Annotated in this window: 11 protein-coding genes and 3 tRNA genes; 7 read left to right on the top strand and 7 right to left on the bottom strand. The window is 71.9% G+C overall.

Features of this window, described 5'->3' with window-relative positions; genetic code table 11:
• Positions 1–78 precede the first annotated feature (78 nt).
• Positions 79–765: a 2-phospho-L-lactate guanylyltransferase gene (cofC, locus tag IE195_RS21050; RefSeq protein ID WP_229826355.1), complete on the top strand. Its 687-nt coding sequence runs from the start codon at positions 79–81 to the stop codon at positions 763–765.
• 145 nt (positions 766–910) lie between these two features.
• Here cofC and IE195_RS21045 read toward each other — a convergent pair whose 3' ends face one another.
• The 3 genes from IE195_RS21045 to leuC form a co-directional block, all read right to left on the bottom strand.
• The gene (locus tag IE195_RS21045) at positions 911–1,192 is read right to left on the bottom strand and encodes an HU family DNA-binding protein (protein WP_014910144.1); all 282 of its coding nucleotides are present in this window, start codon (positions 1,190–1,192) and stop codon (positions 911–913) included.
• Positions 1,193–1,541: 349 nt separating this feature from the next.
• Entirely contained in the window at positions 1,542–2,132 is a 591-nt protein-coding gene (leuD, locus tag IE195_RS21040; RefSeq protein WP_191274229.1) for a 3-isopropylmalate dehydratase small subunit, read from the bottom strand.
• Positions 2,133–2,160: 28 nt separating this feature from the next.
• The gene (gene leuC, locus IE195_RS21035) at positions 2,161–3,567 is read right to left on the bottom strand and encodes a 3-isopropylmalate dehydratase large subunit (RefSeq protein ID WP_191274227.1); all 1,407 of its coding nucleotides are present in this window, start codon (positions 3,565–3,567) and stop codon (positions 2,161–2,163) included.
• Positions 3,568–3,744: 177 nt separating this feature from the next.
• Here leuC and IE195_RS21030 point away from each other — a divergent pair, with 177 nt between their 5' ends.
• From IE195_RS21030 to IE195_RS21005, 6 genes are all read left to right on the top strand, one after another.
• Positions 3,745–4,431, top strand: coding sequence for an IclR family transcriptional regulator (locus IE195_RS21030; protein WP_308428452.1), 687 nt, complete (start codon positions 3,745–3,747; stop codon positions 4,429–4,431).
• A gap of 195 nt (positions 4,432–4,626) precedes the next feature.
• Positions 4,627–5,502, top strand: a complete 876-nt coding sequence (locus tag IE195_RS21025) for a M24 family metallopeptidase (RefSeq protein WP_191274223.1) — start codon at positions 4,627–4,629, stop codon at positions 5,500–5,502.
• Positions 5,499–7,232, top strand: a complete 1,734-nt coding sequence (locus tag IE195_RS21020; RefSeq protein WP_191274221.1) for an SDR family oxidoreductase — start codon at positions 5,499–5,501, stop codon at positions 7,230–7,232. The genes IE195_RS21025 and IE195_RS21020 overlap by 4 nt, the downstream gene beginning before the upstream one ends.
• Before the next feature lie 57 nt (positions 7,233–7,289).
• Positions 7,290–8,246: a metal-dependent hydrolase gene (locus IE195_RS21015; RefSeq protein WP_191274219.1), complete on the top strand. Its 957-nt coding sequence runs from the start codon at positions 7,290–7,292 to the stop codon at positions 8,244–8,246.
• On the top strand, positions 8,243–9,343 hold the full coding sequence (locus tag IE195_RS21010; RefSeq protein ID WP_191274217.1) for a PDR/VanB family oxidoreductase: 1,101 nt from the start codon (positions 8,243–8,245) through the stop codon (positions 9,341–9,343). The genes IE195_RS21015 and IE195_RS21010 overlap by 4 nt, the downstream gene beginning before the upstream one ends.
• Before the next feature lie 171 nt (positions 9,344–9,514).
• A complete protein-coding gene (locus IE195_RS21005) occupies positions 9,515–10,117 on the top strand; it encodes a TetR/AcrR family transcriptional regulator (protein WP_191274215.1) in 603 nt (200 codons plus the stop codon).
• A gap of 213 nt (positions 10,118–10,330) precedes the next feature.
• Here IE195_RS21005 and IE195_RS21000 read toward each other — a convergent pair.
• The 4 genes from IE195_RS21000 to gltX form a co-directional block, all read right to left on the bottom strand.
• Positions 10,331–10,403 (bottom strand) — tRNA-Glu (locus IE195_RS21000).
• Positions 10,404–10,530: 127 nt separating this feature from the next.
• Positions 10,531–10,606: transfer RNA gene (locus IE195_RS20995), tRNA-Glu, on the bottom strand.
• A 49-nt stretch (positions 10,607–10,655) separates the two neighbouring features.
• Positions 10,656–10,727, bottom strand: a tRNA-Gln gene (locus IE195_RS20990).
• 134 nt (positions 10,728–10,861) lie between these two features.
• The gene (gene gltX, locus IE195_RS20985) at positions 10,862–12,310 is read right to left on the bottom strand and encodes a glutamate--tRNA ligase (protein WP_191274212.1); all 1,449 of its coding nucleotides are present in this window, start codon (positions 12,308–12,310) and stop codon (positions 10,862–10,864) included.
• Positions 12,311–12,382 lie beyond the last annotated feature (72 nt).

Here is a 12,382-nt window from a genome sequence, read left to right as displayed (position 1 = left end):
CAGGGCGCCCGCGCCGCGCCGTACCCCGAACGCCTACCCTCGTCACTGTCGTCGCCGCATCAACGTCCCGGGGGAACCGTGACCGGCTTTGGAGAGCGCGGAGGGGCTTCGCGCGTCGGGGCGCGCTGGTCCCTGATCGTCCCAGTCAAGCACCTCGGCCTGGCCAAGACGCGACTGGCCCGGGCCGCCGGGGACCACCGGGAGGATCTGGCGCTCGCGATCGCCTGCGACACGGTGGCCGCCGCACGCTCCTGCACGGCCGTGGGGGCGGTGTTCGCGGTGACCGACGACCCGCGCGCCCGCGCCGCGCTGTCGGGCCTGGGCGCGGTGGTCGTCGGCGGCGAGCCGGGCGGCGGGCTGAACCCCGCCCTGGAGCACGGTGCGCGTGCCGCGCTGGGCCGGTTGCCGGGTTTCGGGGTGTGCGCGCTCTCCGCGGACCTGCCCGCGCTGCGCCCGGCCGAACTGGCGAGGGTGCTGACGGCGGCCTCCGCCCACGGCCGGTCCTTCCTGCCGGACTCCCCGGGGGTGGGGACCACCCTGCTCGCCGCGACCCCCGGGCAGCGGCTCGACCCGGCCTTCGAGGGGGCCTCACGCGCCCGTCATCTGGCCGCTGGGGCCCGCGAACTGGTACTCCCCGGCGTGGAGTCGGTCCGCCGGGACGTGGACACTCCTGAGGATCTGACGGCCGCCATGGCCCTCGGGGTGGGACCGCGGACGCGGGAGCTCCTGGGACGGGTGCCGGTGTGCGCCCGTTCCGCCCCCTGAGCCCGCCGTCGCGGGCGGCCCCGGTGCCCGAGGCCGCGGCCCGCCCGGGCGGGTCCGCCCCCTCCGGCCCCGGACAGCACTCCGCCCGGGCTCCCTTGTGGGGAACCCGGGCGGAGTACGGCCTGCCCGCCTGGCGGCGGGGAGGCTACTTCTTGTCGCCGTTGACCAGAGCCTTGAAGTCAGCGCCAGCGCGGAACTTCGGAACGAAGCTCGCGGGGACGTTGATGGTGGCGCCAGTGGCGGGGTTGCGCGCGGTGCGAGCCGCACGCTCGGACTTCTCGAAAACGCCGAAGCCCGTGATGGCGACCTTGTCGCCCGACGCCACGGTGGCCTGAATGGTCTCAAGCACAGCGTTGACCGCTTCGGTCGCGGTCTTCTTGTCTCCGAGACGGTCGGAGATCGCGTCGATCAGGTCACGCTTGTTCATAAGGTTCCTCCGGTTCCCCCTTGCTCGCACGAAATTAGGGGAAGCAGAGGCCCTTACACAAATACAAACGCCCGCGGACAAGGCGTGTCGGGCCCCTCCCGACCTGCGAGGTCACGCTCCGCAACGACCGGGGAGCAAGGGGCGGGTGTGGCAACCCAGTCCCTTTTGACCCCTTCTGTGAGCCTCAAAAGCCTACGTATAACCGGATTCCGGGCGTTGGACACGCCGCGCTTAAGGGCACAAAGACCGTAAGCGAACGCTCACGTCAAGTAAAGGTAAAATTATTCGGGATCGAGGGTGCGCTGCGTCACAACGACCCTCGATCCCGCTTCGGATCGGCGTTCCGGAGCTAGAGCGTGACCGGCTTCCAGGGCTCCCGGGTCGTCTCGAACGCACCGATCTCGTCCGTGTGACGGAGCGTCAGGGCGATGTCGTCCAGACCCTCCAGAAGCCGCCAGCGGGTGTAGTCGTCCAGCTCGAACGACTCCTGCACACCCGGGGCGCGAACCTCGCGGTTGACCAGGTCCACCGTCACCTCGGTGGCGGGGTCGGCCTCGACCGCGTCCCAGATCCGGTCGATGACCTCCTGCGGCAGCAGAACGGTCAGCAGGCCGCCCTTGAGCGAGTTGCCGCGGAAGATGTCGGCGAAGCGCGAGGACAGCACGGTCTTGAAACCGTAGTTCTGCAGGGCCCACACGGCGTGCTCACGGGAGGAACCTGTACCGAAGTCCGGCCCGGCCACCAGTACGGACGCACCCTCGTACTCGGGGCGGTTGAGCACGAAGTCCGGGTCGGACTTGCGCCACTCGGCGAACAGGCCGTCCTCGAAGCCGTTCCGGCTGACCCGCTTCAGGTAGACGGCGGGGATGATCTGGTCGGTGTCGACGTTGCTGGCGCGCAGCGGGACGGCCCGACCGGTGTGGACGTCGAACTTCTCCATGGGAGGACTCTCCTGACGGGGTCGGGGACTACTGGGCGTCCAGGTCGGCGGGCGAGGACAGGGTGCCGCGCACGGCGGTGGCGGCGGCGACCTGGGGCGAGACCAGGTGGGTGCGGCCGCCCCGGCCCTGGCGGCCCTCGAAGTTGCGGTTGGAGGTGGAGGCGCTGCGCTCACCGGGCTTGAGCTGGTCCGGGTTCATGCCCAGGCACATCGAGCAGCCCGCCTCGCGCCACTCGGCTCCGGCGTCCAGGAAGACCTGCCCCAGGCCCTCCTCGTTGGCCTGCTCCTTGACCCGCATGGAGCCGGGCACCACGAGCATCCGCACGCCGTCGGCGACCCTGCGCCCGCGGATGATCTCCGCGGCGGTGCGCAGGTCCTCGATCCGGCCGTTGGTGCACGAGCCGAGGAAGACCGTGTCCACCCGCACCTCACGCATCGGCGTCCCGGCCCTGAGGTCCATGTACTTCAGGGCCTTCTCGGCGGCGGCCCGCGCGGAGGGGTCCTCGTAGGAGGCGGGGTCGGGCACCTCGGCGTCCAGCGGCACGCCCTGGCCGGGGTTGGTCCCCCAGGTGACGAACGGGCTGAGCTCGTCCGCGTCCAGGACCACCTCGGCGTCGAACTCGGCGCCCTCGTCGGTGCGCAGGCTCTTCCAGTGCTCGACCGCGGCGTCGAACTCGGCGCCCCGGGGGGCGTGCGGGCGTCCCTGGACGTAGTCGAAGGTGGTCTGGTCCGGGGCGATCATCCCGGCACGGGCGCCCGCCTCGATGGACATGTTGCACACCGTCATCCGGGCCTCCATGGACAGGGCCTCGATGGCCTCGCCCCGGTACTCGATGACGTAGCCCTGGCCGCCGCCGGTGCCGATCTTGGCGATCACGGCGAGGATGATGTCCTTGGCGGACACACCCGGCTGGAGCGTGCCGTTGACCGTGACGGCCATGGTCCTGAACGGCTGCATCGGGAGGGTCTGGGTGGCCAGCACGTGCTCGACCTGACTGGTGCCGATACCGAAGGCCAGGGCGCCGAACGCGCCGTGGGTGCTGGTGTGGCTGTCACCGCAGACGACGGTCATGCCGGGCTGGGTGAGGCCGAGCTGGGGGCCGACCACGTGCACGACGCCCTGGTCGATGTCGCCCATGGGGTGCAGGCGGACGCCGAAGTCGGAGCAGTTCTTGCGCAGCGTCTCGACCTGTTTGCGGGAGACGGGGTCGGCGATGGGCGCCAGCAGGTCCGCCGTGGGGACGTTGTGGTCCTCGGTGGCGATGGTCAGGTCCGGACGGCGCACGGAGCGACCCGCCAGGCGCAGGCCCTCGAAGGCCTGCGGGCTGGTCACCTCGTGGACGAGGTGGAGGTCGATGTAGAGCAGGTCCGGCTCGCCGTCGGCACGCCGGACGACGTGCTCCTCCCAGACCTTCTCGGCCATCGTGCGTGCCATGGGCGATCGCCTCTCTCGTGTCTCGCGTCTCGGGCTCGTCTCGTGTGGTCAGCTCGTGCGGACCGCTGGCCTCGCGCACGGATGTGCGGTCGACTTGCATTCCATATTTCGAGACGGCAATATCAAGCCATGGACAACTCTAGCTCATCCAGCGGTGTCGGTGTCCTGGACAAGACAATGTCCGTCCTCGACGCCCTGGAGTCGGGGCCCGCGTCACTGGCCCAGCTGGTCCAGATCACCGGTCTGGCCCGCCCCACAGCCCACCGTCTCGCCGTCGCCCTGGAGCGGCACCGCATGGTCACCAGGGACAGTCAGGGCCGGTTCGTACTCGGACCGCGCCTGGGCGAACTTTCGATAGCCACCGGCGAGGACCGGCTGCTCGCCGTGGCCTCCCCGGTCCTCGTCCAACTGCGCGACCTGACCGGCGAGAGCGCCCAGCTCTACCGCCGCCAGGGCGACCTGCGCGTGTGCGTGGCCGCGTCCGAGCGCAGCAGCGGCCTGCGCGACACCGTGCCCGTGGGCAGCGAACTGCCGATGAACGCGGGCTCGGCCGCCCAGGTTCTGCTCGCCTGGGAGGACTCCGACCGCATCCGCCGATCCCTGGTGGGCGCCCGCTTCACCGCGGCCAGCCTCGCCCAGGTGCGCCGCCGCCGCTGGGCCCAGAGCGTCGCCGAACGCGAGCAGGGGGTCGCCTCGGTCTCGGCCCCCGTGTCCGGCCCCGGCGGGCGGGTGATCGCCGCGGTGTCCGTCTCCGGCCCCATAGAGCGGCTCACCCGCTCCCCCGGCCGCATGCACTCGCAGGCCGTGGTGTCCGCCGCCGAGAAGATCAGCGAGTCCCTGCACACCTACGAGGGCGCACACTGACCCACCCGTCCCACCCGACCCGCCAATCCCCGATGCTCCTGCACGGAGGGCGGCACCCCACCACAGGGGTGCCGCCCTCCGTGTCGTTCCCATGCCGCACGTCCGGGCGCCCGCCGTGAAGCACCCTGGACCGACTCCCGCGAAAACCCGGCCCCGACCGTGGACACTTACTGACAGCTTGTCTAACATGACAAGATGTCTCACAAGAAAGTGACCGGGGACACATCATCCCGGGCCGAGCTCGACGCCTTCCGCGAGCTCCAACAGCTCGCCTACCAGGCCGCCGGCGACGTGGCCGTCACCCTCGAACCCGGCGTGACCGAACGCGAGGCCGCCCGGCGCATCCGCGAACACCTGGAGGCGCGCGGCGTCCAGGACTGGTTCCACACACCCTTCGCGTGGTTCGGCGACCGCACCGCCTTCCGCAACTTCCGCATCCCCCTCCAGTTCTTCCCGACCGGACGCAGGCTGGAGGAGGGCATGCCCTTCATCCTCGACTGCGCGCCGGTACGCGACGGCTACGTCGCCGACATCGGCTACTCCGGATACCTCGGCGAGAACCCCCTGCACGACCGCCTGATGGACGACCTGCGGGCACACCGCGGCCTCATCGTGGAGAAGGTGCGCGAGGGCCACACCCTCCAGGACGTCTACCGCGCGGTCGACGCCCTCATCCGTGAGCAGGGCTACGACAACCGGCACCGGGTCTACCCCGGCCGGGTGATCGCCCACCAGGTCGGCAGGGTCGAGTCCCGCCTGCCCAGGGCGATCGTCGCCGGGTTCGGGATCCGCTCCCTGCAGACCCTGTTCGGCGACCTCCTCGTCGAGCGCATGCACCACCGCTCCCCCCTGTGGGCGGACGGCGACATCTCCGCCCACCCCGCCACCCCCGGCCTGTGGGCGGTGGAACCCCACATCGGCTTCCGCGACATGGGGGTGAAGTTCGAGGAGATCCTCGTCGTGACCCCCGACGACGCCTACTGGCTCGACGAGGACCTGCCCCACGTGCGCCGCTGGGGAACCCGCTCCCCGGTCGGCGTCGGAACCAGCGAGGAGACCGCGACCGCATGACCACCAGACCGCACCGCTACGTGACCGCCACCGACGGCCAGCTCCTGGCCGTCTACTCCGCCGGCGACAGCACCGGGCCCACCCTCGTGCTCGTGCACGGCTACCCGGACAACGCCACCGTCTGGGACGCCCTCGTCGACGAGCTCTCCGCCGACCACCACGTGGTCACCTACGACGTCCGGGGCGCCGGACGCTCCACCGCCCCCGAGGACCGCTCCGGCTACCTGCTGGGCCAGCTCGCCGACGACCTGCGCACCGTCGCGGACGCCGTCAGCCCGGACCGGCCCGTGCACCTGGTCGCCCACGACTGGGGCTCCATCCAGACCTGGCACGCCGTCACCGAACCGGGGCACGCCCACCGCTTCGCCTCCTTCACCTCGGTCTCCGGGCCCGACCTGGACCATGCCGGACACTGGCTCCGCAAGGCCCCCGACGGATTCCGCAACGTCCTGCGCCAGGCCGTCCGCTCCAGCTACATCGGTTTCTTCGGCACCCCCGGCCTGCCCGAGGCCGCCTGGCTCACCGGAATCGGCGGCGCCGCCCTGTCCGGCCTGGAACGCATCGGCGGCGGCCACCGCGTACCCGCCCGGCGCGCCACCCGCGACTACCTCAACGGGCTCTCCCTGTACCGCGCCAACATGTTCCGCCGCTTCACCCGGCCCGCCGGGCGCCGCACCGGCGTTCCGGTCCAGGTCCTGGCCCCCACCCACGACGCGTTCATGGTCGACCAGGTCCAGTCCAACGCCGGGCGCTGGGCGGACGACTTCCGCTTCCACCGCTTCCAGGGCGGCCACTGGTCCCTGCGCTCCCGGCCCGGCCCCGTCGCCCGCCGCGTCCGCGCCCTCGTCGGGGAGATCGAGTCCGGCGCCCCGCGACCGGTCCGCAACCTCACCGCGCAACAGGCCCGCCGCCACGGCGGCGCCTTCGCCGGACAGGTCGCCGTGATCACCGGGGCCGGCAGCGGGATCGGCCGGTGTCTGGCCTTCGAGCTCGCCGAACGCGGGGCGCGGATCGTCGCGGTGGACGTCAACGCGCCCGCCGCCGAGCGCACCGCCGAACTCTGCGCCATGATCACGCCCGGTGCCCGCGCCCGGCGGGTGGACGTCACCGACTCCGCCGCCGTGGACGGGCTCGCCGCGTGGGTGCGCGAGGAGTACGGGGTCCCCGACATGGTCGTCAACAACGCGGGGATCGGCGTGGCCGGCCCCTTCCTGGAAGCCACCACCGAGGACCTGGAACGGGTCGTCGACGTCAACCTGTGGGGCGTCGTCAACGGCGTCCGCGCCTTCGCCCCGATGATGGTCGAGAGCGGGGGCGGCGGCCGGATCGTCAACACGGCCTCCGCCGCGTCCTTCCTGCCCTCCCGCCTGTACGGCGCCTACTCGGCCACCAAGGCCGCCGTGCTGGGGCTGAGCCGCTCCCTGCGCGGAGAGCTCGCCGGGAGGGGCGTCAGCGTCACCGCGGTCTGCCCGGGCCTGATCAACACCGGGATCATCGCCAACGCCCGCGTCTCCGGCCTGGGCGAGGTGTCCGGAACCAAGGACAGGCTCAACCGGCTGTACCGGCTGCGCGGCTACACCCCGGAGAAGGCGGCCCGGCGGATCGCCGACGCCCTCGGGTCCGCCCCCGAGATCGTCCCGGTGACCAGCGAGGCGCACATCGGCCTGGCCCTGTCCCGGCTCTCCCCCGCTGCGATCCGCGGCTACGCCCGCCTCGCCCCGCCCCTGTGAGAACCCGCCCCCGGGCACCCCCGCCCCACTTCCTCGCTCCCACCCAGGAGGCCGACCATGAGCAGCGACCACTCCCCCGTCCCCGGCCCCGCCGCTCCCGCCGTGGACGAACCCGACCGCCTCGTCCTGCACGCCCGCGACGTCCGGTTCGACTGGAGCGCGCTGGACCTGCACTGGATCCCGGACGAACCCTTCGCCACCCACGTCATCAACGTGCTGCACCTGCTGCTGCCCGAGGGCGAGCGGTGGTTCGTGGAGGTCTTCAAGCAGGCCGTCCCCCACATCACCGATGACGAACTCCGCGAACAGGTCCTCGGATTCATCGGCCAGGAGGCCGTACACGCGGAGGCGCACGCCGGAGTCCTCGACCACATGGACGCGCACGGCCTGGACCCGCGCCCCTACGTGGAGCAGATCGCCTGGCTGTTCCGCGTGGTACTCGGCGACCGCGAACTGTCCGGCGCCCGCGAGTTCGCCTGGCTGCGGATGCGGCTCGCCGTCATCGCCGGGATCGAGCACTACACGGCCGTCCTGGGCCAGTGGGTGCTGGACGCCGACCGGCTCGACGAGGCCGGCACCGACCCCACCATGCTGGACCTGCTGCGCTGGCACGGCGCCGAGGAGGTCGAGCACCGCGCGGTCGCCTACGACCTGTACACACACCTGGACGGCGGGTACCCGCGCCGCGCCCTCGCAATGGGGGTGGCCGCCGTGGCCCTGGCGTCCCTGTGGGTGCGCGGGGTCCGGTTCCTCATCGCCAACGACCCCTACCTCAAGGGCAGGATCGGAGGCCGCCGCCCCAGGGCCTCCTGGGCGCTCCGGGACGGGAGGCGGGGGCTCGTCCCGCACCTGGGCCGCCTGGCCCGGGCCGTCCCCGAGTACCTGCGCCGCAGGTACCACCCCTCGCACCACGGCTCCACCAGCCAGGCCGTCGCCTACCTGGCGGTCTCCCCCGCCGCCCGGGCCGCCGAGGCCGCCGAGCAGGAGGCCGCCCGGCAGGAGGGTCCCCGGTGACCGGCGGGAGCGAAGGGGTCAGGCACAGCGCCGAGTACTACGCGGATCCGCGCCCCCCGGTCGCCCTGTTCGGCCGCGGCGGGCAGCCGGACCGGTTCATGCTGGCCCTGGAGGGGCTGGCCGCGCGACTCGAACCGCTCACCTCGCGGTGGCGGCCGGGCCACCCGCCCCCGGAGTCCGCAGGCGACCTGACGGTCCGGGTCGCCGCGGTGGAGCACCCCGCGCCGGACGTCGCGGCCCTCACCCTCGTCCCCGCCGGCCCCGGCACCGTGCTGCCCCCCTGGCAGCCCGGCCACCACGTGGACGTGGTGCTGGGCGGCGGCGTGGTGCGGCAGTACTCGCTCACCGGCGATCCGGCGGACCGGTCCGGCTACCGGATCGCGGTCCGCCGTATCGAGGGCGGCGCCGGATCGGGGCTGGTGCACGGACTCGCCGCCGGGGACACGGTCGGGCTGCGCGGACCGCGCAACGCCTTCCCCTTCTCCAGAGCCGACCGGTACCTGTTCGTGGCGGGCGGTATCGGGATCACACCCGTCCTGCCGATGGTCCGGGCAGCGCATGCCGCGGGCCGGGAGTTCCGGTTCGTCTACACCGGCCGCGACCGGGAGAGCATGCCGTTCCGGGACGAGCTCCCCGAGGGCGCGGACGTGTTCGTGCGGCCCGACGACGAGTACGGGATCCCGGACGCCGACGAGCTCCTCACCGGTTTCACCCCGGGCACGGCCGTGTACGTGTGCGGCCCGGCACCGCTGATCAACGCCCTACGGAGGCGGATCCCCGAGGGGACCCCGTTCTTCTCCGAACGCTTCTCCCCGTCCCCCGTCGTGGACGGCCGCAGGTTCGAGGTGCGACTGGGCCGTTCCGGCCCGGTGCTCACCGTGCCGGAGGACGAGTCGGCACTGGACGTCGTGCGCCGGGTACGGCCGGAGACCGCCTACTCGTGCCGTCAGGGCTTCTGCGGCACCTGCCGGGTGGGCCTGCTGGCGGGCGTCCCGGACCACCGCGACCGGCCCACCGGCGGCTCGCCGCGCGGCGGGGAGTTCGCCCTGTGCGTCTCCCGCGCCGAGGAGGGCGAGCGGATCGTGCTGGACCTGTGAGCGCTCCCCCGAGGCGGTAGTTTCGGAGGAGGAACAGCCAGGAGCAGGACAGAGAGGGTTCGGGAGGTTACGACAACGGTGGTGTCCCACAGGGCCGACCGTCACCAGGCGCGGGTGACGGGTTCGGCGGTCCCGGCGCACCCGTCGGGAACCGGGCGGCGGCCACGCCGCATGGCGCCGCACGAACGCCGCGAGGACCTGATCAGGACGGCGCTGCGCGTGTTCGCGCGGCGCCCGCCCGGTGACGTCACCCCGGAGGAGATCGCCGAGGAGGCCGACGTCTCCCGGGCCCTGGTCTACCGCTACTTCCCCAACATGGCGGAATTGCGCAGGGCCGCGCTGGAGCAGGCCGTGTCCGAGCTCCTGCCGCGGCTGGCCCCGCCCGAGGACCTGCCCCCGCTGGAGCAGCTGCGGCTGGCCCTGCGCACCTTCGTCGACTTCGCGGACTCCTACTCGCCCTCCTACGCCGCCCTGCTGAACGGCGGCTCGATGGTGGCCACGGAGGAGACCGAGGCGGAGATCGACCGGGTCCGCCAGGGTGTGCGGAACCTGATCCTGCGGCGGGTGGGTGTCGAGGACCCCTCGCCCCGGCTGCTGATGGCCCTGCGCTGCTGGGTGGCGGCGGTGGAGACCGCGGTGATGTTCTGGCTGCGCGAGCGTGAGATGTCCCGCGACGAGCTGGCGGACTGGCTGCTCGACCAGCTGGTCGCCATGCTGGTCTCGGCGGGCGGGCCGAAGGGGGAACTGGACCGGCTGGTCGCCCGGGTGGGCTGAGGCCGGTGAGCGGGCCGGGTTTTCACCGTGATCTTGCTACCAGGGGCAACTTCGGCGCCGAAGTTGCCCCTGGTAGCAAGATCACGGCGGGTGGGCCGGTTCGGCGCCACGGACTTCCGGGCCGGACCGCGGCGGCACCCGAGTGGCCACCGGCTCCTGGAAAAGCAGAAGGCCCCACCCGAACCGGGTGGGGCCTTCTTCACGTACTTCTCGTACCCCCGAGCGGATTCGAACCGCCGTTACCGCCTTGAGAGGGCGGCGTCCTAGGCCACTAGACGACGGGGGCCTGTTCGGTCAGCAGAGGACCGTCGATCCGGGCCGGACCGCGAAACCACGATACCCACCCGAACCGGACACCGGTGACATGCACCGGCCAGAAAGAAAGCTCCCACGGTGTGGAAGCGACTTCCCGTTGGTACCCCCGAGCGGATTCGAACCGCCGTTACCGCCTTGAGAGGGCGGCGTCCTAGGCCACTAGACGACGGGGGCGCACCTGGGTCGAAGACCCGTGCCGACCGCGGCGAACCACGGTCACGCGCTGGCCTACCAGGACTCGAACCTAGACTAACTGAACCAGAATCAGTCGTGCTGCCGATTACACCATAGGCCAATGCTTTCGGAGGACTTGGCAGCTCTTCGCTCCCCGGTCCCCCTCGGCGACGTGTTTAACTCTAGCGGACATTCTGAGTACTCGCGAACCGGAATCGGGGTGGCTGCGCCCACAGCCCGGCCACCCCGACCGGGTCAGCCCTCGTCCGCGGCCTTCTCCTCGGCGCGCAGGCGCTCCAGGGCGGCCTCCAGGCGCGTCTGGACGCGCTCGCGGCCCAGCAGCTCCAGGGACTCGAACAGCGGAAGCCCCACGGTCCGCCCGGTGACGGCCACGCGCACCGGCGCCTGGGCCTTGCCGAGCTTCAGTCCGAGCGCGGCCCCGGTCTCCTCGGTGGCGTCCTTGAGGGAGTCCGCGGTCCACTCCAGTGCGGGGTCGGCGAAGCGCGCCAGGGCGGCCTCCACCATCTCCCGGCCGACGCCCGGCTTCATCGCCTTGCGCCAGCTCTTCTCGTCCTCCGCCGGCTCCCGCAGGAACAGGAAGTCCACGTTCGGGACGATCTCGCTGAGCACCGCCACCCGGCTCTGGGCCAGCGGAGCCACGGCGGCGAAGACCGCGGGGTCGTAGTCGGCGGCGTCCCAGGGGGTGCCCTGGCCGGTCAACCACGGCTGGCAGCGCTCGACGAAGTCCTCGACGCTCAGCTGGCGGATGTACTCACCGTTGAAGGCCCGCAGCTTCTTCTCGTCGAAGAAGGCGCTGGAGCTGTTGACGTCCTGGATACGGAACAACGGCATCATCTCGGACCACGGCATGATCTCGCGGTCCTCGCCCGGCGCCCAGCCCAGCAGCATCAGGTAGTTGACCATCGCCTCGGCGAGGTAGCCCTCCTCCTGGTAGGACTCCAGGGCGACCTTGTCACGGCGCTTGGACAGCTTCTTGCGCTGCTCGTTGACGATGACGGGCAGGTGCGCCCACACCGGCGGGGCCAGGTCCAGCGCCTCCCACAGCAGCTGCTGCTTGGGGGTGTTGGACAGGTGCTCCTCGCCGCGGATGACGTGGGTGATCCGCATCTCGACGTCGTCGAGCACGTTGGCCAGGACGAACAGCGGGGAGCCGTCGGCGCGGGCGATCACGAAGTCCTCGATCGAGGCGTGGTCGAACTCCACGTCGCCGCGGACCTGGTCGCGCACGACCGTGGGCCCGCCTTCGGGCACGCGGAAGCGCAGCGCGCGGCCCGGGCCCGGCTCCAGGCCGCGGTCGCGGCAGAAGCCGTCATAGCCCAGGTTCGGGTTGTCGCGGCGCTCCTGCACCTGTTCGCGGGTGCAGTCGCAGTAGTAGGCGCGACCGGAGCGGTACAGCTCCTGGGCGGTCTCACGGTGTTTGTCCACGTAGGCCGACTGGAAGTACGGGCCCTCGAAGTGCGGGTCGGCCTCGTCGATGCCGATCCAGGACATCGCGCGGATGATGCCGTCGGTCCACTCGGGACGGTTGCGGGCGGCGTCGGTGTCCTCGATGCGCAGGACCATGCGGCCCTCGGGCTGCTGTTGGGCCAGCGCCCAGTTGAAGAGCGCGGAGCGGGCGCCACCGACGTGGAACATGCCCGTGGGGGACGGGGCGAAGCGGGTACGAATCGGAGTCTCAGTCACGGACCCCAGGGTATCGGTGGCCCGGGATGACCTGTGGGAAGTCCCGGAGCGGGCGGAGGGGCAGCGGTGCCC

The sequence above is a fragment of the Nocardiopsis terrae genome (assembly GCF_014651695.1).
GTDB classification, from domain to species: domain Bacteria; phylum Actinomycetota; class Actinomycetes; order Streptosporangiales; family Streptosporangiaceae; genus Nocardiopsis; species Nocardiopsis terrae.
The sequence above is the reverse complement of the archived record's forward strand: the minus strand, read 5'-3'. Positions and strand labels throughout refer to the sequence as shown.

Excerpts from the sequence above, each read along its gene's own strand:
- IE195_RS21020 (WP_191274221.1), top strand. The coding sequence starts at position 5,499 with ATGACCACCAGACCGCACCGCTACGTGACCGCCACCGACGGCCAGCTC.
- leuC (WP_191274227.1), bottom strand. The coding sequence starts at position 3,567 with ATGGCACGCACGATGGCCGAGAAGGTCTGGGAGGAGCACGTCGTCCGG.
- IE195_RS21015 (WP_191274219.1), top strand. The coding sequence starts at position 7,290 with ATGAGCAGCGACCACTCCCCCGTCCCCGGCCCCGCCGCTCCCGCCGTG.
- IE195_RS21005 (WP_191274215.1), top strand. The coding sequence starts at position 9,515 with ATGGCGCCGCACGAACGCCGCGAGGACCTGATCAGGACGGCGCTGCGC.
- IE195_RS21045 (WP_014910144.1), bottom strand. The coding sequence starts at position 1,192 with ATGAACAAGCGTGACCTGATCGACGCGATCTCCGACCGTCTCGGAGAC.
- IE195_RS21025 (WP_191274223.1), top strand. The coding sequence starts at position 4,627 with ATGTCTCACAAGAAAGTGACCGGGGACACATCATCCCGGGCCGAGCTC.
- IE195_RS21030 (WP_308428452.1), top strand. The coding sequence starts at position 3,745 with ATGTCCGTCCTCGACGCCCTGGAGTCGGGGCCCGCGTCACTGGCCCAG.
- leuD (WP_191274229.1), bottom strand. The coding sequence starts at position 2,132 with ATGGAGAAGTTCGACGTCCACACCGGTCGGGCCGTCCCGCTGCGCGCC.